Source organism: Acinetobacter sp. YH16053, assembly GCF_013417035.1.
Classification (GTDB): Bacteria; Pseudomonadota; Gammaproteobacteria; order Pseudomonadales; family Moraxellaceae; genus Acinetobacter; species Acinetobacter towneri.
In genome coordinates this window covers 1-19210 of sequence record NZ_VPEP01000006.1, presented here as the reverse complement: position 1 = coordinate 19210, position 19210 = coordinate 1, and the positions used below count along the sequence as shown (strand labels likewise).

The following is a 19210-nucleotide window of genomic DNA, read 5'->3' as shown; positions in this document are numbered from 1 at the left end:
TCTACATAGGAAACTGGGGCATTCAACATGCCCTATTTTTATGCCTGAAAAGCTGTTTTAGTACAAACTCACCACAACGATTTAATATACAAATGTCTATAAATATTAAATAGATATCAATATGCATGTAGATTTACAAATCTCTGGGACAATGCGCAATAACTGTCCCCAAATGATATGTTTTTTTTAAATTACGCATGAAAAAATACCTGAGCGTACAAAAAATAGTCGAGGATGACTCACAATAATGTGCCGTAACCAACGGCAATTTGCATATCTGAGCTTTCAGGAGGGAAGCGAAGCCACCACTTCACTTGTAATAAAAATAAAGAACACAGGATTGTTTTATGACCATCATCTCTAACATACGGGCAATTACATTGGCTGTCACTGGCTGCTTGCTCGGTTCAATGGGTGTCGCTCAAGCTGCTCCAAGCGTGTTGCCTATTCAGGAACAGGCCAAATCTGACTATGCCAAAACCAAATATCCATTGCTCATGGTACACGGCTGGCTCGGATGGTCACGCATTGGCAATGAAACCTTTAATATGGATTATTGGTATCAAATTTTGCCAGATATGGTACGTAATGGCGCAACCGTATTTGCCGCACAACTCTCCCCTGCACACCGTACTGAATTTCGAGGTGAGCAACTGATTGCCCAAGTCGAAGAAGTCATGGCAATCACTGGCAAATCCAAAGTCAATTTAATTGGTCACTCACATGGTGGCCCAACAGTACGTTATGTAGCTGCGACCAAACCTGAATATGTGGCATCAATTACGGGCGTTGCAGGTACATTCCGTGGCTCCAAAGTTGCCGATGATATTCAAAATAATCGTTTATCACGCACCGCGTTTAATATTTTAGGCGACTATATGGTGGCGCCTCTCATTACTTGGGCGCAGCAACAGCCAGACATGCCTGTCGATTTTGATGCATCGATGGCTTCTTTAACCGAAACAGCGTCTGCAGATTTTAACCGTCGTTTTCCAACCACAGCCTTGGCCGCAAATTGCAGCAGCAGCGGTGCCAAAGTAGATCGCGGGATTCATTACTATTCATGGACAGGTGTAGCACAAGCCACCAATTTACTGGATATTGACACTGTTTTAATGCAACTCGGCCCACTGTCTTATGGCAATTTAGACAACGATGGCATGGTCGCACGTTGTAGTACCCACATTGGACACGTCATTCGTGACAACTACCGACTAAATCATACCGACCTTGCCAACATGATGTTTGGCTTAACGGGCTTGTTTGCACCTGACCCAGTTGCACTGTATCGACAACATGCCAACCGATTGAAATTACAAGGTTTGTAATAGTAAAGCTCATTTCAATCTTGGCAAAACCATCTTCCTGTGCTTGAAACTCAAGTGCAAGAAGTTCAATAACCATGAATCATTCAGAACTTGCAATCTAGCAAATTTCCTGAATAATGATATTTGACAATAGATATTGTCATGCTAGGAAAGCACAATAAAATAGAGGATGTTATATGAAATATGGATTATTCATTGCAGGCTTAATTGCGGCCAGTACCTTCAGTACCGCGCACGCATCCAATGCAGAACAGGTCAAATCTAACTTCGTGATCTCCAGTTATGCCAAAACCAAATATCCGATTGTGTTTACTCACGGTATGGCAGGCTTTATCAATATTGGTGGAGATCAGTTAGGTGTCGATTATTGGTACCAAATTTTACCCAATTTAGCACGTAACGGTGCTAACGCTTGGGCAACCCGCGTATCTCCATTTAACTCATCAGAAGTTCGTGGCGAACAACTGGCACAACAGGTCGATGAAATTCTTGCAATTACAGGTGCAAGCAAAGTCAACTTAATTGGTCACTCACATGGTGGGCCCACTATTCGTTATGTTGCAGGCGTGATGCCGTCTAAAGTCGCATCGCTGACTGCGGTCGGTTCACCGAATAAAGGCTCGCCTGTAGCTGACTTTATTTTAAAAGTACAAGGCACACCACTTGAAAAGCCATTAATCGACATGGTCAATTTAGTTTCCAAAACCATCACTTGGGCACAAGGTTTAGATCCAAACAGCTATCCACATGATTCGTTGGCGAGTGCAAAAAGCTTAACTTTGGCGGGTTCTGCACAATTTAACAGCAAATTCCCAATGGGTATGCCAACGACAAGTTGTGGTGAGGGCGCTTATCAAGAAAAAGGCATCCAGTTCTATTCATTTACGGGCAATACGGCTGTCACTAATTTACTTGATCCAGACTCAGCCATGTTGGCGACCAGTTTGTTGATTGATAATGGTCGTGATAATGATGGTTTGGTATCACGCTGCAGCGCCAAATTTGGTAAAACCATTCGTGATAACTACTATTGGAACCACTTAGATGAAGTCAATCAACTCTTGGGCATGAAAGATATTTTTGCACCAGATCCTGTTGATGTATATCGTCAACATGCCAATCGCTTAAAAATGCAAGGTTTATAAACTCAAATACCAGACATAAAAAAATGCGCCTAAACGGCGCATTTTTTAGCTGTAAAGCAAAGTTAAAATTAACCTTGTTTACGTGCTGGTAATTTCTCACGAATACGTGCAGCTTTACCAGACAATTCGCGTAGGTAGTAAAGTTTAGCACGACGAACGTCACCACGACGTTTCACTTCGATTTTCGCAACGATTGGAGAGTGAGTTTGGAAAACACGCTCAACACCAACACCGCTAGAAATTTTACGTACTGTGAACGCAGAGTTCAAACCACGGTTTTTCTTCGCAATTACAACACCTTCAAATGCTTGAAGACGTTCACGATCACCTTCTTTTACTTTTACTTGAACGATAACTGTATCGCCTGGTGCAAAAGCTGGGATGTCTTGCTTAAGCTGTGCATTCTCAACAGCTTGTACTAAAGGATGCTTACCACTCATGGGGTATCTCCAATATGTGTGGGTCAGAAGAGGTCTGATTTCCACTGGGTATAGAGGCTAAAGCGCATAGACCCGATTGACTTTCCCTTTATGCCTGACCGCTTCAATGCATAAAGAGCCTATTTAAAAACTACAAACACACTGTCTGTAGCAATTTTGCTTAGACAAACCGATTACTTGGTCTGTCCTTGCGAATCTTTTAGCCATTTTTTTTGCTGCTTGCTCAACTCAACTTTTTCAATCAACTCAGGTCGACGCTCTAAAGTCCGTTGATAACGCTGCAAAAACCGCCATTTTTCAATATTGGCATGGTGTCCCGACTTTAGTACTTCGGGGACATCCAAACCTTCAAAATGGTCTGGCTTGGTATATTGTGGGCAATCTAAAAGACCATCCACAAATGAGTCTTGCACATGAGATTGCTCATCAGACATAGCACCTGGAAGTCTCCGAATAATACTGTCCAACAACACCATTGCAGGTAGCTCCCCACCCGATAAAACGTAATCTCCAATTGACCATTCCTGATCAACATAGTTTTGGATTAAACGCTCATCGACCCCTTCATAACGACCACACAATACAATTAATCCATCATATTCAACGAATTGTTGTACTGCAGTTTCGTTTAAGGTTTTACCTTGTGGCGACATATACACCACAGGTACATGAACTGCTCCTGCTTGCTGTGCAAGCTGTTTGGCATGCTGGATTGCTTGCGCCAAAGGCTCTGCCATCATCACCATACCCGGACCACCACCAAATGGACGTTCATCCACCCGTTTGTAGTTGCCCTGTGCATAATCACGTGGATTAATACAATGAATTTGCATCAAGTCACGTTTTGCTGCACGTCCGCTAATACCGTAAGCTGTAATCGCTTCAAACATTTCAGGAAAAAGCGTAATGACTGCAAAAAACACCGCAGACTCCTCTATTTTCCTGCTCTGCGAATCCTGAAAGGATTAATAATCTACGCCCCAATTCACGTAGATGCGACCCGCTTCGAGATCAACGCGTTGTACCACATCTTTATGCCATGGAATCATACGCTCTTCGCCATCGACGCTATCGGCAGTTGCGCGAACCACCATCACGTCATTGGCACCTGTTTCAAACAGTTCATGGATTTGACCGAGGTTCACTTCTTGTTCGTCATCGTCCAGACCTAACACTGTTAGACCTTTTAAATCAGACCAATAATACTCGTCCACGCCCGGTTGAGGCAGTTGCGCTTTTGAAATCCAGATATTTGCGCCAACCAAGTTGTCTGCTGCGGTACGATCACTCACACCTTTTAAGCTGACCACCAAGCCTTTGCCATGTGGTTTCCAACGTTTTACATCGACCATTTGCCAACCTGCTTTGGTTTCAATGTACCAAGGCAGGTAGTCAAATATGTTGCTCATGGGTTCTGTATTGGAATAGACCCAGAGCCACCCATTTAATCCATATGCTGAACGTAGCTGTCCAATCTGAATACGATCTTCGGGCACATTCTGTGTTGGTGTCATGGGCTACCTACGACTTAATTTGTAAAAATTATGCAGCAGCTGCAGCTTTCTTCGCTTGAGCAGCTAAAGAAGCAACACGTTCAGAAGGTTGAGCACCTTGTGCAACCCAGTGAGCAAAACGGTCAGCATCTAAACGAAGTTTTTCTGCTTTACCTTGAGCTGTTGGGTTGAAGAAACCAATACGCTCGATGAAACGACCGTCACGCGCATTGCGGCTGTCAGTTACAACGATTTGATAGAATGGACGCTTTTTAGCACCACCACGAGTAAGACGAATAACTACCATGATACAACCTTATAGTTTTTACGGATTATCCCTGTACCGACCATCGATACATTTCAAACCCCTTTCATAGAGGGCGGTATTTTACGCGAAATTTGCCCTGAATGAAAGATCTAAACGTATTTATCCGCAGGTTTGAATTTATTTATTTGCCGTCCCAGTTGGTGGTGGCAGAAGGAGTACATGAGGAACCTTTTGTCCAGCATTTTTGATTATTATGATTCAACACTACTTCTCCATTCCCCACTTGTGCTCCTTCAGGTGTTGCCGTTAAGGTCCAAGTACCAGCAGAGACATTTGAAATTTCTAACTCATATAACTTTTTTGCTGAATTTGGATAATCTGGTGAAATTCCTAAGTCCGATAACGTTAAGGGTTGTCCAGCTTTTAAATAATTTGAATTCAACATTTTGTAACGCTGCAGCACTGAAGCGACTCTCGCCAATTCTGTTTGCACATCAATCCGGTTGGATTTGATTACATACTGTGTATAAGCTGGATAGGCTATTGCAGCTAAAATACCAATAATTGCCACAACAATAAGCAGCTCAATTAAAGTAAAACCATTTTTATTTTTTACCATGATTGACTTCCACTCGGTCCAGTTTCATCCCATGGCTCACACTTAAAATCAACATCACTTGCTAAATGTGACTTACATTTTAAGCCATTACTTCCCATTAAGAAGTAATAATCTTTGGGATCACCTGGGGGTGTAACTTTAATATACCAACCTCGCCCCTGCACGCCCGAAGTCAAAGTTTTTGAAGTGTCATCAATATCATAGATATCTAAACTATATCCATCAGGCATTTGCACAGAGTTGGCAGCAAAATTTCGGTAGTTAAAATTTCGAGCACGATAATTTTCAAGTTGTTCTGCAACTTTAAGAATTTCTTGCTGCACTTTACTTTCGGTACTTTTCCGCACATAACTTTGGTAACTTGGTAAAGCGATTGCAGCAATAATCGCAAGGATTACCACCACAACCATAAGCTCAATCAGAGTGAATCCATTTTCTTTATTCATTGAATCCTCCTAATTAACGTTCGTACCAACGTTGTGAAATAAACTTCGTTTTACCTTGATACGACTTTAATGGCTTATCTGTCGGCAAGTTAAGTACTAATCCACGTTTTTTATCAATACCACCAAAACTAATACCAATATTACCTAAACCTAATTCAATATCCTCAGGAAGCGATTCCTTTTCATAGTTTCCATCATTATTTTTCTTCAAACATTGTCCATATGGCAAACAAAATTGTTTAGCAACACTTTTCCCTCGTACACCGCCATAACAATTAACATCATCAATATCTACAGTAGCATCAAAGACACTCGTATAAAGATCATTATCAATGACAACATTATCGTTTAAGATACGATTTTTAGTAGCTAATGGATAATACCAGCCACCTTTTGTTAATGGTGTTGATGTATTTCCATCTGTATTTTCAACCAATTGCTTTGTATCAGTTCCTTCTGAATTAATATCCACAGTAGATAACTCTGAGTCTTTTAAAACAAATAAGTTTCGTTTTGTAACATCTTTATCGTAGATTACATATAGTGCATCATTTTGATCTGATTCAGACATTGGAAAACTTAAATTCCCTGAACCAATAGTAACTACACCAAAGAAACCATTACCTGAACTATGAATACTAAAACTTGGTGTACTATAAAAACGCGGTACGTTTGAGACAGATGACATATCTAAAATCCTAACGACACGTTTTGCAAAATTTGAACTGTCACCAGCCGTATTAGATGAATCTATATCTACACGCCAAAGCTGCCCACCTAAGTCACCAAAATATAAATGATCGGTTAATCCATCATTATTACGATCAATTGCTTTAATTTGACTTACAACACTACGTTTCATATCTGCAACTTGGGTCGCATCTACGGTTGTTGTATCTACATTTGAACTTGCCCACCACAAAAGGCTACCATCATCGGCATCAAACATATAAACACCAGCACCCTTATCTTTGCTTGAACTTGGTCTATGGTTTAAATTCTCATAGGCATCATCATAACCACCACCAACAAGCATCACTAATTTGCGCTCACCTTTCCACTTCACCCATGTCAGTGTTGGTTTAGACCAGCTTTGCCCCATATAACTTAATGGGCTATACGCTGCAGCACTTTGTGGGTCAATTTTAAATTTAATTTTAGGTGTACCACTTGTAGATGTAACATCTGATAGATCTAATGCATAGTAGCTTCGTCCACCCATGCGTAAACCACCATAAAGCCATTGTTTACCATTTTTAACGCTTACAACTGGTGCAGTTGCAGAGGTTCCACTACGTGTTGCATATTCTGTATATGCCGTCCAAGGTCCATCTATACCATATTTCAGATCAATACCTTGCTGTTTTTGATCCAAGAAGCCTTGATGTTGTTTTTCAATCATCTCACTCGGCACAAATGTAAATACTTCTTTACCAGCATCGGAATCTGTCGAATTTTTACCTGCTCGGACAACATGTAATAAACCTTGTGTAGTACCAAATACAATTAAATCGTCTCGACTCTCATAGCTTAAGTCTCCAGTTGCAGCATCAAATTTTGTTTTACCTTCTTGTGTGATCAGCAACGGTTTAGAATGCATGACTGCGCCCATTTGTCTCAAGGTCGCATTCGTATTTGTTAAAAAGTTAGCAAAAGTAGTTTGTGCCATACCACTAGAAGGGCTAGTTTCTAACTGTTTCGCCATAGCAGAGCTGATGTCATAACCAAATAAAGCTGCAAGATAACCACGTTTCGGATCCTTCACAAAATTATTCGTATCATTTTGCACCTTTAAATCAGCAGTTTTTACTTGCAACAAATCAGAATTATCGCCCACAGTAGCAACTGTACCATCCTCATTTATTTTTCGATCAGTAAAAATTTTACGCTCGATATTAGTATCTGTTAAACCTAATTTAAGTTGACTTAAAGCTCCACCTACACGAACTTCTATATCTTCCTCAACCTCTTTACCATCAACTATTTTAATTTTTGTAATTATTTTTTTGATAGAGGTATCTGCCCAGAAATCATTTGGATCATCTACACTCACCCCTGTTTCTTCATCTACAACCTTATTATTATCACGATCACGAAGAATATTATTTTTGACTTCATATTTTTTTAAGTTACCAATCCAGGTAGTTACGCGTGAGTCTGGCTGTGGATCAAACTGCGGGAAATATCCCCATGGTTGAATATTTTGGGTATCCAGATTATCTACAGGCACTGTAACTGAACCCGTAGTTACAGGTGGAATGTACTTCTGTAATTTTTTCAGGAATGCTAATACACTATCAACAATTGCTTGATCATTACTTCCTCGATAGAAACCACCACCGCCGATTTCCCCCCATTTTTGGGCATCGGCAATATCATTGACATAATCACTATTTGTTACAGTACCTGACATATAGTCCCCGAAACCTACAACAGCAGTTTTAATTTTTGGCTGATTTGTAGTACCAGTAGCGAGCCTATTTGCATAATCACCAATACACTGCCAATTTGTTACATCATTATCACCACTATCATAGTAATTACTTTTCTTACCTAGATAAGTATTTGAACAGCTAAAAGAACTATCGTCACCTAAGGATTTACGCATGATGGCTCTTGCTGAAACATTATAAGAATATTCAGGTACACCATCTGTCAAAAAGTAAATGCCTTGAGTATTACACTGCTTGCTACTAGTGACGGATGTTGGTGCTAAGTATCGATCCCCATTTTGAATATTGGTTTGACCATTTGAAGAACTAAACCCACTGATATAATTAATATCTTTAGTTGTTTTGCCTAACATATAGGCCCCCACCTCTGCATAAGCAAATGCTGTAGGTGTACCATTGGCAGCACTTAACGCTTTCACTGCACGAACCATCTTATTGCGATGTGTATCATAAGCAGTACCTGTATAGGTCTTTATTTGATCTGCGACTGCCGTCGCTGTTTGTGTACGCTGTTCAGACTTAGTATCAGTCCTTTGTTCAGTTTCTACTTTTTTCATTGTTCTTGTTTGAGTTGCTGTACGTATTATTGTTTCTTTTTGACAACCGTTCCCACATAATGATGGAATTACTGCACTATCCTCAGTAGTTGTAGTCGTACTTCCTTGTTGATATGGCGTTGTCGTGGATGTACTAGTTCCACCCGTCTGAGATGATATTTCTTGCCAACTATTTGTTGCTGCCCAATTTGAAAAAGTATAATTATTATCTATATTTGTATTAAGTGTATAATTTCCGCTCACTTGTTCTGGCAGCAATGTAGAGTTTTCCCAAGTTTTACAGGATAAATTAGAACTATCAGTTGGTGCATTCCATTCGACACACTGTTGTACGCGCTCCTCTCCTCTAATGACTGCAACCGAAGGTGATGTTGCTGTTGTACTAGTCTCACTCCAGCTTGGATTATTCCAACTACCCCAAGTTCCCGTATAAACTCCGTTACTCCAATTGCTCCAACTGCTCCAACTGCTCCAACTGCTCCAACGGCTCCAATTGTTCCAATTACCGTTAGCTCGTTGAGTTCTTTGACGAGTCTGTTCGCGGGTTCTAGTCTGAGTCTCTGTAGCCAACAAATCTCTTGTTCTAATAAATACCCTTTCAGAATTTTTAGTTTGAGTTCTTGTCCCTGAATAAGTAGAAGGCACAACAATTCTGTAGACTTCTTTAACTCCCAGATTATCCGATGAACCTAGCGATTTCGCTTCTAACTTTATACGACCTGTATAATGTCCAAATTCTGACAAGCCCACAAACAACTTATCGGGTAAAGGCTCAATCCCTTTTTCGATATTACCCAACAATAAATTAGTCATTCCCTCTTTTAATAAATCTAGACGAGTTTTCCTACTTCCCGTACATAAACTTGCGCTAGGTGTGCTTGATCCATTATCACAAAAGTTCATACTCCCTGAAACATCCATCATAAACATAATAGTCGTTTCAGAGCTTTGCGGGGCTTTATATAGTTCCACGTCACTTGCGAAAGTAGGCAAAGCGGAACAAATTAAGGACGTCATGATGGCCGCATGAACCGCAACTGTTAATTTTTTATATATAGTTTTCATAATAAAACCTCCCCAGAATTCCTTAACTTTTGGACGCATAACTAATCACGGCATAATCCATGATTTGCTGGCTATAAGGCACACCAAGATCACTAAAACACTCTGCTACCGTTTTTTGATCTGGATATTTAGTCGACTTGTCATTAATATGATTTTTAAAACAGTTATTGATTTGTGTATCAAAACTTGCCCAACCGGCCCCTGATCCACTCGCTGCCCCCGGTATGATCGTTGTTACGATAATTTGTACTGGTTGGACTTGATCAAGTTGTACTGTAGATGCGTCTGTCCCTAAAGGATAAAATTTAAAGGGAACATCAGTTGATAAACTGCTTTTTTTCACAGCCACTTGTGAAATCATAAAATCACGGCCACTACTGTAATCATTTGATGTGTATTTACAAAAACCTGTAGAACCAAGTTCAGTATTATTAATATCATCAGTTCCTGTAGGATAAATAATACTAGCGTTTTGGATATTAAAAACCTGATTCTGCGTCTTTGGACGATAGCAAAACACCAATTCTTTATTAAAAAAAGCATCCGATTTGACCATTCCAAATAAACCTAATGAACTTAAGTTCTTTTGAAAAATTGCTGAATTTTGATTATCTCTTTCAAGTGAGAAAAAAACGGCATCTGCTGTTTGCCGCATTAAACTTTGTACTTGACTATTTGTTGCAACATTTAGCCCTACTAAGCTTTGTTTAACAGCAAGTGTCCCTATTAAAACCATAAAAATAAGCACAAACAGCACAACAATCAGCGTTGCCCCTTTTTGATATTGCTTCATTTACAGGTCCTCCATGAGACCATAGCCATTTCTTAAAGCTACAGTTTGACTCACAACTTCTCGAGCAAATTTTTCTTTTGAACTCGCATCATTTAATGTCACTTGTTTATTTAAAACTCGAAATGCTGTAGGTAGAGCATCATTGCCAGAAATTGAATCAAAACCACGCACTAAAGCACCTAACTGTATAGACATGATCCGTGGTCGAGGGGATCCGTCTTTAGTTAAAACATTATTCGCCCCCATATATTGGTCAATTGTCATGTAACTAAACTCATCTGAATTATTTTGCTTCACGCCAAGAAGTACATGAAAATAATCAACACGTCGCATAATGATTTGGCTGTTTTCCCCTAAACCACTAATTCCAGCAGGCAAACTGTCTGTCGCCACTAATGTTTTATAACGACCCGCATCACAGACCAAAGCTAAATCAGAAGATTTTCCATCAGGTCTCAAGTAATAGCGCTGAACTACAAACGTTCCTTCCTCAATTTCTTCTTGAGTAAAACTACCACCTTCACAATCAAAACCATTAGGATCAAAGACTTTATACTGTATTACCAATTGATCACTTCCATCACCAACATTACTTGGCCCTACATCAGCCAAAGATAAATTAGCGATATTTACAGTTGCATTCGTTAACGTTAAAGGTAGATTTGCTGACTGAACTTCTAATTCTTCAGGTGTTAAAGAGGAGTAACTTTTTAAACTTGTTAGAACAATACCACTATATTTGTTACGGTCATTTATAACAGATAAATCAGCATCTAAATTCGCCAACTTTATATCTTTAATAATAAAATTTAGGCCAAAGTTTCCATTATCTTGCAGCTCAGCCAAGTTTTTTTGCAAACTGTAGTTAATACTTCCAGTTAAAAACAGCTGCATGGCTGCCCCAATAACAATTAACCCGGTAACTAAGGACACCATTAATTCAATTAATGTAAAACCTTTAGAATAATTCATTAATAGGCCTCCAAAACAATACATTTTGAACTAGACAAAAAGCTACCGTCGTTTGTACAACTTGTATCGGAACTTCCATCAACAGGATTAGTTTCCCCCCATGCGACAAATACACAGTTCCTATTAGTATCTGCACCAGGACAATCATTTACAGCTACTTTCATCCCTAAAGTATTCGCCCTAAATAAAATTTGATTAACATCTTCTTCGGCAAATTCAACACTAGTACATTTCGATGTATTTGCACATTGTGGAGAATAACTTGTTATATAGTATTTACCTGTCAATGCATTCGTATAAGCATCCACAATCTTTTCACTATCATCTGCTCCCACAGTAAATTTAGTTAATCCTTGCTTATTTGCTCTCATTCGCTCAGATAAATCACGTGCTAAATTCATTGCTTGGATCCGCTTTGAAGCATCTAATGAAGCTTCCATTGCCCTAATTTGCAACATTGAAAAACCAAGCACACCTATAGATAAAAGTAATAGTGCAACAATGACTTCAACTAAGCCGATACCCGTTTGATTTATTTTTTTCATTATGGGCAGCTCCCTTCAAAAACTGATTTTGCATTGGATGCAACACGTCCAAAGTTAGTTAAATAAATAAAACGCTTAACACTATCCCGAGCTAACTTAATTTCTAAATTTGTAGGCAACGTTGATACATTACCTTGGGGTAAAAAGACAATCGTTGTTAAGGCTGAGATTGTAGAGACATTCCAACTACTACCAACACAACTAGCCGTATTAAATGTTAATGTTACATCTTCTGGAATTGTCCAATATCGGTCAGTTGGAGAATCTTCCCCTGTCGCATTTAAATGAATTGTTATTTTCTTACGACTTAACACCGCATCGGACCGCGCTTGTGTAAGCGCTTTTTCGAAATCCGTAGTTGTTCGCTCAATTTGTCTTTTCTCAATCGAATTGGATAAATTTGGAGCAGCTATCGTTGCAATAATTGCGATAATTGCCAAAGTCACCATCAACTCAATTAAGGTGAACCCGTTTTCTTTTTTTCGCATACTCCCCCCAAGACACAGACTTTGCCCTATTAAAAATAATAGCGAACAACTTTACAAAACCCTCACACTTCAGGATAAAAGGCATAAAAAAGCAGATAACCGTCATGCAACAGTTATCTGCCTATTTTTCATCAATTTTTTAAAGTGTTATGTACTTCGCAGTTTAAGCCTGTATTATAGGAATACGTAACTCTTTTGGCAAACTAAAGGTAATATTTTCTTCACGGCCTGCAAGCTCTTCAGGGGCAGTTGCACCCCAGTCTTGCAAACGCTGAATCACTTGTTTAATTAAAATTTCTGGTGCAGATGCGCCCGCAGTCACCCCAATTTTTGTATTCGGCTGAAACCATGCTTGCTCCAACTCGTCTGCATTATCCACCAAATAGGCGTGTTTCCCCATACGTTCGGCTAACTCACGTAAACGGTTAGAGTTAGATGAATTTGGCGAACCCACCACCAACACCACATCACATTGATTGGCCAAGTCACGCACTGCATCCTGACGGTTTTGAGTGGCATAACAAATATCGTCTTTACGTGGTCCTTGAATATTAGGATATTTTTGGCGCAAGGCATCAATTACTTTGGCAGTATCATCAATCGACAAAGTAGTTTGCGTCACAAAAGCCACTTTATCTGGATGCTGAACCGCAAGCGCAGCCACATCATCTTCATCTTCTACCAAATAAATTTCGCCGCCATTTTTCTTATCGTACTGCCCCATCGTCCCTTCAACTTCGGGGTGTCCTTCGTGACCAATTAAAATCGCCTCTGTGCCTTCACGCGCATATTTGGTGACTTCAATATGTACTTTGGTGACCAACGGACAAGTGGCATCAAACACTTTTAAGCCACGACGCTCCGCTTCTTGCTGCACTGCTTTAGATACGCCATGTGCACTAAAAATCACGATATTGTCATCTGGCACTTCGTCCAGCTCATCGACAAAAATCGCACCGCGCTGACGCAAGTCATCTACCACAAATTTGTTGTGAACCACTTCGTGACGCACATAAATAGGTGGGTTAAAACACTCAAGGGCACGATTTACAATCGCAATTGCTCGGTCTACACCTGCACAAAAACCACGTGGATTCGCCAATACAATTTCCATAGAACCCTCTATGTTGAAGTTAATAGGTGGGATGTTTTAAAATTTATGCCAACAAAAGCCATCTTGGCTATTTTGTTTAAGGGGCGTCTACTCTAAAATAGAGAAGATATTTTATCATATCAGGAAAAATATCATGTCGGGTCTATTGTTTGTCGTTTCTGCCGCTTCAGGAACAGGCAAAACATCCCTTGTTAAAGCCCTGCTTGAGCGTGTGAATAATTTACACGTTTCAGTTTCTCACACAACACGTGGTCAACGTCCCGGCGAACTCGATGGTGTGCATTATCACTTCACACAAAAACAAGATTTTATCGACTTGGTAGAACAGGGCGGTTTTATTGAGTATGCAGAAGTATTTGGCAATTATTACGGCACCGCGCAAGCCACGGTTAAAGAGCAGTTAGCCAAAGGTCACGATGTGTTACTTGAAATTGACTGGCAAGGCGCTCAGCAAGTACGCAATCTTTTTCCTGAATCGAAGCAAATTTTTATTCTTCCACCAAGTCAGTTTGATTTACGCGAGCGTTTATCTAACCGTGGCACCGATGCTGTCGATGTGATTGAGCATCGTCTAGGCTGCGCAGTTGAAGATATGCAGCAATATGTCAATTTTGACTATGTGATTATTAATGATGACTTTAATAAGGCCCTGCACGATTTAGAATCTGTGATTACCGCCAATCGTTTGGTGATGGCACAGCAGGCACATCGTCATCAAGCCTTGATTCAAAAGTTAATTAGCCCGCCAAGCGCGTGATTAAAACTTGAGTCTATAAGCAAAGCACCTTATACTGCACAGTCTGTTTAAATTTATTATTCGAACGAGAATTCTTATGGCACGCGTTACCGTTGAAGATTGTTTAGACCATGTAGACAACCGCTTTGAGCTTGTACTAGTGGCAAGCAAGCGCGCGCGTCAATTGGCACGTCAAGGCATAGAACCTACCGTTGAGTGGGACAACGACAAACCTACCGTTGTTGCTTTACGTGAAATTGCAGAAGGTCACGTTTCTAAAGACATTTTGAAACAACGTGATCAAGATTATCAAACTTCGAGTCTTGACCTTGCACTTTCTGCAAATAATTTGAATTTAGATGGTTTTTCTTTCCAATAAGAACGACTTTCTGAAAAAGCCTAGTTTTTTACTAGGCTTTTTTGTTGTCTGAACTTTAATCTTGCGCTAAAAACCGTTATAACATAAGGATTAAGACCTAATTTTAAATGGTCTAATGACCTTATGTTTTGGTACGAAAAAAATTGACAAGTCATGCAATATGCTTTTCATTATAAGGTCTAACTGTAGATTCGTTATCACTTGTATTTTAAAGGGTGTTATATGCCAGGCACGATGGTCAGCCAAGCCAAACAACAGCTTCAAGCCATGATCGAACCTTACCTTAGCGTAAGTGAAGTCGAACAGGTGCTTACGGCTTGCGATTATGCCGAGCATGCGCATGATGGCGTTACCCGTAAAAGTGGTGAACCGTATGTGTTACACCCGATTGCGGTCAGTTGTATTTTGGCGCACATGCGTTTGGATGCCGACACGCTCATTGCTGCCCTATTGCATGACGTCATTGAAGATACTGACTACAGCAAAGATGACATCACAGAAAAATTTGGACGCACCGTTGCCGAACTGGTCGATGGTGTGACCAAACTTAGCCATTCTAGCGACAAGGAATACAACAAAGCCGCTTCGTTCCGTAAAATTCTGCAAGCCACCTTACAGGACCCACGTGTCATTATTGTGAAACTAGCAGATCGTTATCACAACATGACCACATTAGATGCACTGCGACCAGACAAACGCGCACGCATTGCCCAAGAAACCTTTGATGTGTTTGTACCTATGGCACGTATCGTGGGTATGAATGAAATGGCGGATAACCTTGAACATCTGTGTTATCAAAATCTTGATTTAGATATGTATAACGATGTGCAAGCCGCCCTTTTGCACACCAAGCCAAAACGCTGTGAATACCAGTCCAAATGGGAACAAAACCTTGCCGACCTACTCCAAGACAATCAAATTACCGGTCGGATTAAAAAGAAAAATAACAATATTGAATTACTGCGCCACTTTGTTAAAAACGATATTGATCTACAAGAACTGACCCACAGCCACGCCTTTGAAATTATTTTACAAAGCATTGCCGACTGTGACCGTTTGGCCGATATTTTACGTGACAGCTTTCAGGTCTTGCATTATGAAGATCATATCCGTCGCCCTCTGCCAGGCGGTAACCAATCACTCATGATGCGTCTAAAAGGTGAACAAACCACCTTATCACTCACCATTCAAACTGAATTGATGCGTAAAGCTGCACGTTTTGGCGTAGTCTTGGGTGAAAATGCACCACAAGCCTGCCGTTCTGCCATCCAAGCCTCTATGCAAAGCTTGAACGTGTTGATTGATGGTGAGTGTGCCAAAACCACATTTAGCGATTTACTAGATTATCTACATCAAGAGAAAATTCATGTTTATACCCCGCACGGACATTTACATGAATTGCCGCAAGGTGCCACCGCAGTAGATTTTGCTTATGCAGCCAGTTTGTTCTTAGGTAACCACGCAGTCGGTACAAAAATTAATGGTGAAAGCAAACCACTTTCGACGCCACTCATCAGCGGGCAAGTGGTCGAAATCATCACCGATGTTTTAGCCACACCAAACCCAGACTGGCTGAGTTTTATTAATACCCAAAAAGCCCGTCGTGCCTTACAAAACATTCTGCGTGATCAGGATATTGAAGAACAGCGTTTGGTGGGGCAGCAAGCCCTGAACCGTGCGCTAAAATTGTTTAATCACTCGATTCAAGACCTAACCGAAGCAGATTGGTTAAATGTTCTGCAATGGCGCCACATTGACTCCAAAGACCGTTTATTTGAGCAAATTGCAGTCGGTGATTTATTACCGCAGTTGGTGGCGAACCACATTTACGCTCTCGATCAGGACAGCAGCGAACATTCTGACCGTCTGATTCAGGGCACAGAAGGCATTGACGTGAAATATGCACACTGTTGCAACCCTGTGCTAGGCGACCCGATTCAGGGCAACTTGTCACGCCGTGGCTTGATTGTGCATCGTGCGCGTTGCAACAACTTACTGCATGAGCAACATCAACATCCTGAAAATATCATGCCGCTACAGTGGACTTCGGAAGATGTCGATGACGTGAGTTTTACCGCTTACCTCAGCATTGATATGGATATGAATGACGAACAAATTTCCGATTTGATCTATCAATGCCGTAAAGCGAAAACTGGGGTAGAGATGGTGCGCAGCCACGAAGGCAAAACCTATGTGAATATTGTGGTCAATAACCGTAAGCAAATTGCCAAAATTATTCGTGATTTGCGTATGCACTACGGTTTCCCACGGATTAGCCGTTTAGCGCGTCCAATTAGCATTGCCGAAGAAGCCAAAGCCTGTTAAGGCTTGGCAAGGCAATTCGCCTACACAGTACAGACACTACTTTTCGCATTATTTACCAATAAGACTACTGTGATGCAGTCTGATGGTCTATGATGTTTATAAATTATTTTAGGAGAAATCAATGTCTCGCCAAGTCATCCATACTGAAAATGCACCTGCAGCAATTGGTACTTACTCACAAGCCATTTTAGTGGGCAATACTGTTTATTTATCAGGTCAAATTGGTTTAGACCCATATAGCATGGAATTGGTAGAAGGCATTGAAGCGCAAATTCGCCGCGTATTTGACAACTTAAAGGCCGTTTGCGAAGCGGCTGGTGGCTCTTTGGCCGATATTGCCAAGCTAAATATTTTTCTGACTGATTTATCTCACTTCCAATTGGTCAATCAGATTATGGGTGAATATTTTGCACAACCTTACCCTGCGCGTGCAGCCTTAGGTGTGGCCAGCTTACCTAAAGGTGCTTTAGTTGAAATGGATGGCGTTGTGATTATCAATTAATAAGTCATTATCATTCAAATACTTAAAAACAAATAAACGATGCCACCTATTAAGTGGCATTTTTTAATTCAAAAACCCAATTACAATAAATGACTTTTCAAATGATTTTTATTGACAAACGATAATAATTATCAATAATAACACTTATCTTATTTCAATTATTGTGGTTGCATTCATGTACGTTTGCTTATGCCGTGGTATTACAGATCAAGACATCAAAGAAGCCGTTGCCAATGGTGCAGAGAGCTATCGTGAAATTCGCGATATGTTTGATTTAGGTACGTGCTGTGGTCGCTGTGCACCTGAAACTCGTGCCATCATCAGTGATGAAATTGCTCAAATTGCTTCTCGTCTTGCTATTGCTGCATAAAGCTCGTATTTTCCAATACATTCCCACATTTAGTTATTTTAATTTTTTACCGTGTTTTTCCTCCCCCGCTTCCGACTACAGCGGGTTTTTCTTGGCTTACATTTTTCCACATTGCCTAGCCAATTGTTTTTGATTGCGATTTTCATTTGCGGTTCCCTAAATCACTCGCCATTTTGCCCAGTCTTGTTTAAGATAGAAGCATAGATTGCCTTAAGCGGTTTAAGGCAGAAATTGTTGATGGAGTGCTGCAATGAAAGGCAATCGTGATGTGATTAATCAACTCAACCAAGTTTTGTATCATCACCTGACTGCAATTAACCAATATTTTTTACATTCACGTATGTTTAATGATTGGGGCATTGAACAACTCGGCTCGGCTGAATATAAAGAGTCGATTCGTCAAATGAAACATGCTGACAAAATTATTGAACGTATTTTATTTTTAGAAGGGCTGCCAAATTTACAGCACTTGGGCAAATTGTATATCGGTCAGCATACAGTTGAAGTTTTAAACTGCGATGTGCGTAAAGTCCAAGAAAATATTGAAGCGATTCAAAGAGCGGTGGTTTTGGCAGAGCAACAATTGGACTATGTAACCCGTGATTTGGTTCAGGAAATTCTGGAGAAAGAAGAAGAGTACTTAGACTGGGCAACGACACAGCTTGATTTGGTTGAAACTGTGGGTATTGAAAACTATATTCAAAGCCAACTCTAAGATTCATCTGGTTTAGATAACTCAAAAGACTGGTTTTCCAGTCTTTTGTTTTTTGGGGCACTTTACCTAAAATTCAGTATCTTGCCTATCTCTAATGAAGAAGCTCTCAATATCAATATATTTTACTTATGCGCATTTTAAATTCTTGGATTTATAAAAAAGTATTTATAACGCAAAAAAATGTTTCATGGGTTGCATCTGTTGATGCAATATCCGAATAATAAAAATTCCATAATCCTGTTTTTTATAAAAAATAGCATGTTGATGATGATCGTGACGGCGTATTCCCTCGCCAATATCTACACATGCATAACCAATCAGCGGTGAACTGGTAATACCCCCATTTTTAATTGAATTAATGGGTAGAAAATCTAAAGCCTTGTTATTGTTTAAAAATAGGTGGACAACCATTTACTGACATATGAGGTCGTTCATGATTATAAAAGTACTGCCAGTC

At 40.2% G+C, this 19210-nt stretch carries 20 protein-coding genes; 8 read left to right on the top strand and 12 right to left on the bottom strand.

Features of this window, described 5'->3' with window-relative positions:
• Positions 1-410 precede the first annotated feature (410 nt).
• Together FTV43_RS06970 and FTV43_RS06965 are read left to right on the top strand one after the other, a co-directional pair.
• Complete coding sequence (locus FTV43_RS06970) at positions 411-1328, top strand: triacylglycerol lipase (RefSeq protein ID WP_257224099.1); 918 nt, start codon at positions 411-413, stop codon at positions 1326-1328.
• 176 nt (positions 1329-1504) lie between these two features.
• Positions 1505-2473 carry a triacylglycerol lipase gene (locus tag FTV43_RS06965; RefSeq protein WP_131260617.1) on the top strand — a complete coding sequence of 323 codons (969 nt, stop codon included), beginning with the start codon at positions 1505-1507 and terminating at the stop codon, positions 2471-2473.
• A 68-nt stretch (positions 2474-2541) separates the two neighbouring features.
• Here the strand turns inward: FTV43_RS06965 and rplS are convergent, their stop codons facing one another.
• The 12 genes from rplS to ispH all read right to left on the bottom strand — a co-directional run bounded on the left by rplS (position 2542) and on the right by ispH (position 13726).
• The gene (gene rplS / locus FTV43_RS06960; protein WP_004974529.1) at positions 2542-2913 is read right to left on the bottom strand and encodes a 50S ribosomal protein L19; all 372 of its coding nucleotides are present in this window, start codon (positions 2911-2913) and stop codon (positions 2542-2544) included.
• Between the two features lie 173 nt (positions 2914-3086).
• Positions 3087-3836 (bottom strand): tRNA (guanosine(37)-N1)-methyltransferase TrmD, encoded by a 750-nt coding sequence (trmD, locus tag FTV43_RS06955; RefSeq protein WP_179995186.1) that lies wholly within the window; start codon positions 3834-3836, stop codon positions 3087-3089.
• A 42-nt stretch (positions 3837-3878) separates the two neighbouring features.
• On the bottom strand, positions 3879-4427 hold the full coding sequence (rimM, locus tag FTV43_RS06950; RefSeq protein ID WP_004974527.1) for a ribosome maturation factor RimM: 549 nt from the start codon (positions 4425-4427) through the stop codon (positions 3879-3881).
• Positions 4428-4455: 28 nt separating this feature from the next.
• Complete coding sequence (gene rpsP, locus FTV43_RS06945) at positions 4456-4713, bottom strand: 30S ribosomal protein S16 (protein WP_004974526.1); 258 nt, start codon at positions 4711-4713, stop codon at positions 4456-4458.
• Between the two features lie 142 nt (positions 4714-4855).
• Entirely contained in the window at positions 4856-5293 is a 438-nt protein-coding gene (locus tag FTV43_RS06940; protein WP_179994090.1) for a type IV pilin protein, read from the bottom strand.
• Positions 5287-5739, bottom strand: coding sequence for a type IV pilin protein (locus FTV43_RS06935; protein WP_179994089.1), 453 nt, complete (start codon positions 5737-5739; stop codon positions 5287-5289). The genes FTV43_RS06940 and FTV43_RS06935 overlap by 7 nt, the downstream gene beginning before the upstream one ends.
• Before the next feature lie 13 nt (positions 5740-5752).
• Positions 5753-9814, bottom strand: coding sequence for a pilus assembly protein (locus FTV43_RS06930; protein ID WP_179995185.1), 4062 nt, complete (start codon positions 9812-9814; stop codon positions 5753-5755).
• A gap of 22 nt (positions 9815-9836) precedes the next feature.
• A complete protein-coding gene (locus FTV43_RS06925) occupies positions 9837-10607 on the bottom strand; it encodes a pilus assembly protein (protein WP_179995184.1) in 771 nt (256 codons plus the stop codon).
• Entirely contained in the window at positions 10608-11579 is a 972-nt protein-coding gene (locus tag FTV43_RS06920) for a PilW family protein (RefSeq protein WP_179995183.1), read from the bottom strand.
• Positions 11579-12124, bottom strand: coding sequence for a type IV pilus modification protein PilV (gene pilV / locus FTV43_RS06915; RefSeq protein WP_179995182.1), 546 nt, complete (start codon positions 12122-12124; stop codon positions 11579-11581). The genes FTV43_RS06920 and pilV overlap by 1 nt, the downstream gene beginning before the upstream one ends.
• Entirely contained in the window at positions 12124-12612 is a 489-nt protein-coding gene (locus FTV43_RS06910) for a GspH/FimT family pseudopilin (protein WP_179995181.1), read from the bottom strand. Before FTV43_RS06910 ends, pilV begins: the two co-directional genes overlap by 1 nt.
• A gap of 163 nt (positions 12613-12775) precedes the next feature.
• Positions 12776-13726 (bottom strand): 4-hydroxy-3-methylbut-2-enyl diphosphate reductase, encoded by a 951-nt coding sequence (ispH, locus tag FTV43_RS06905; RefSeq protein WP_179995180.1) that lies wholly within the window; start codon positions 13724-13726, stop codon positions 12776-12778.
• Between the two features lie 133 nt (positions 13727-13859).
• On the opposite strand from ispH, the gene gmk reads away from it, so the two are divergent.
• From gmk to bfr, 6 genes are all read left to right on the top strand, one after another.
• A complete protein-coding gene (gmk, locus tag FTV43_RS06900) occupies positions 13860-14483 on the top strand; it encodes a guanylate kinase (RefSeq protein ID WP_004974513.1) in 624 nt (207 codons plus the stop codon).
• Between the two features lie 76 nt (positions 14484-14559).
• On the top strand, positions 14560-14841 hold the full coding sequence (gene rpoZ, locus FTV43_RS06895) for a DNA-directed RNA polymerase subunit omega (protein ID WP_004809957.1): 282 nt from the start codon (positions 14560-14562) through the stop codon (positions 14839-14841).
• A 222-nt stretch (positions 14842-15063) separates the two neighbouring features.
• Positions 15064-17166, top strand: a complete 2103-nt coding sequence (locus FTV43_RS06890; RefSeq protein WP_179995179.1) for a bifunctional (p)ppGpp synthetase/guanosine-3',5'-bis(diphosphate) 3'-pyrophosphohydrolase — start codon at positions 15064-15066, stop codon at positions 17164-17166.
• A 121-nt stretch (positions 17167-17287) separates the two neighbouring features.
• On the top strand, positions 17288-17668 hold the full coding sequence (locus FTV43_RS06885) for a RidA family protein (protein ID WP_179995178.1): 381 nt from the start codon (positions 17288-17290) through the stop codon (positions 17666-17668).
• Positions 17669-17843: 175 nt separating this feature from the next.
• Entirely contained in the window at positions 17844-18038 is a 195-nt protein-coding gene (locus tag FTV43_RS06880; RefSeq protein ID WP_178866789.1) for a bacterioferritin-associated ferredoxin, read from the top strand.
• Positions 18039-18288: 250 nt separating this feature from the next.
• The gene (bfr, locus tag FTV43_RS06875) at positions 18289-18753 is read left to right on the top strand and encodes a bacterioferritin (protein ID WP_019836166.1); all 465 of its coding nucleotides are present in this window, start codon (positions 18289-18291) and stop codon (positions 18751-18753) included.
• Positions 18754-19210 lie beyond the last annotated feature (457 nt).

Excerpts from the sequence above, each read along its gene's own strand:
- FTV43_RS06970 (WP_257224099.1), top strand. The coding sequence starts at position 411 with ATGGGTGTCGCTCAAGCTGCTCCAAGCGTGTTGCCTATTCAGGAACAG.
- FTV43_RS06965 (WP_131260617.1), top strand. The coding sequence starts at position 1,505 with ATGAAATATGGATTATTCATTGCAGGCTTAATTGCGGCCAGTACCTTC.
- rplS (WP_004974529.1), bottom strand. The coding sequence starts at position 2,913 with ATGAGTGGTAAGCATCCTTTAGTACAAGCTGTTGAGAATGCACAGCTT.
- rimM (WP_004974527.1), bottom strand. The coding sequence starts at position 4,427 with ATGACACCAACACAGAATGTGCCCGAAGATCGTATTCAGATTGGACAG.
- rpsP (WP_004974526.1), bottom strand. The coding sequence starts at position 4,713 with ATGGTAGTTATTCGTCTTACTCGTGGTGGTGCTAAAAAGCGTCCATTC.
- FTV43_RS06940 (WP_179994090.1), bottom strand. The coding sequence starts at position 5,293 with ATGGTAAAAAATAAAAATGGTTTTACTTTAATTGAGCTGCTTATTGTT.
- FTV43_RS06935 (WP_179994089.1), bottom strand. The coding sequence starts at position 5,739 with ATGAATAAAGAAAATGGATTCACTCTGATTGAGCTTATGGTTGTGGTG.
- FTV43_RS06930 (WP_179995185.1), bottom strand. The coding sequence starts at position 9,814 with ATGAAAACTATATATAAAAAATTAACAGTTGCGGTTCATGCGGCCATC.
- FTV43_RS06925 (WP_179995184.1), bottom strand. The coding sequence starts at position 10,607 with ATGAAGCAATATCAAAAAGGGGCAACGCTGATTGTTGTGCTGTTTGTG.
- FTV43_RS06920 (WP_179995183.1), bottom strand. The coding sequence starts at position 11,579 with ATGAATTATTCTAAAGGTTTTACATTAATTGAATTAATGGTGTCCTTA.
- pilV (WP_179995182.1), bottom strand. The coding sequence starts at position 12,124 with ATGAAAAAAATAAATCAAACGGGTATCGGCTTAGTTGAAGTCATTGTT.
- FTV43_RS06910 (WP_179995181.1), bottom strand. The coding sequence starts at position 12,612 with ATGCGAAAAAAAGAAAACGGGTTCACCTTAATTGAGTTGATGGTGACT.
- ispH (WP_179995180.1), bottom strand. The coding sequence starts at position 13,726 with ATGGAAATTGTATTGGCGAATCCACGTGGTTTTTGTGCAGGTGTAGAC.
- gmk (WP_004974513.1), top strand. The coding sequence starts at position 13,860 with ATGTCGGGTCTATTGTTTGTCGTTTCTGCCGCTTCAGGAACAGGCAAA.
- rpoZ (WP_004809957.1), top strand. The coding sequence starts at position 14,560 with ATGGCACGCGTTACCGTTGAAGATTGTTTAGACCATGTAGACAACCGC.
- FTV43_RS06890 (WP_179995179.1), top strand. The coding sequence starts at position 15,064 with ATGCCAGGCACGATGGTCAGCCAAGCCAAACAACAGCTTCAAGCCATG.
- FTV43_RS06885 (WP_179995178.1), top strand. The coding sequence starts at position 17,288 with ATGTCTCGCCAAGTCATCCATACTGAAAATGCACCTGCAGCAATTGGT.
- FTV43_RS06880 (WP_178866789.1), top strand. The coding sequence starts at position 17,844 with ATGTACGTTTGCTTATGCCGTGGTATTACAGATCAAGACATCAAAGAA.
- bfr (WP_019836166.1), top strand. The coding sequence starts at position 18,289 with ATGAAAGGCAATCGTGATGTGATTAATCAACTCAACCAAGTTTTGTAT.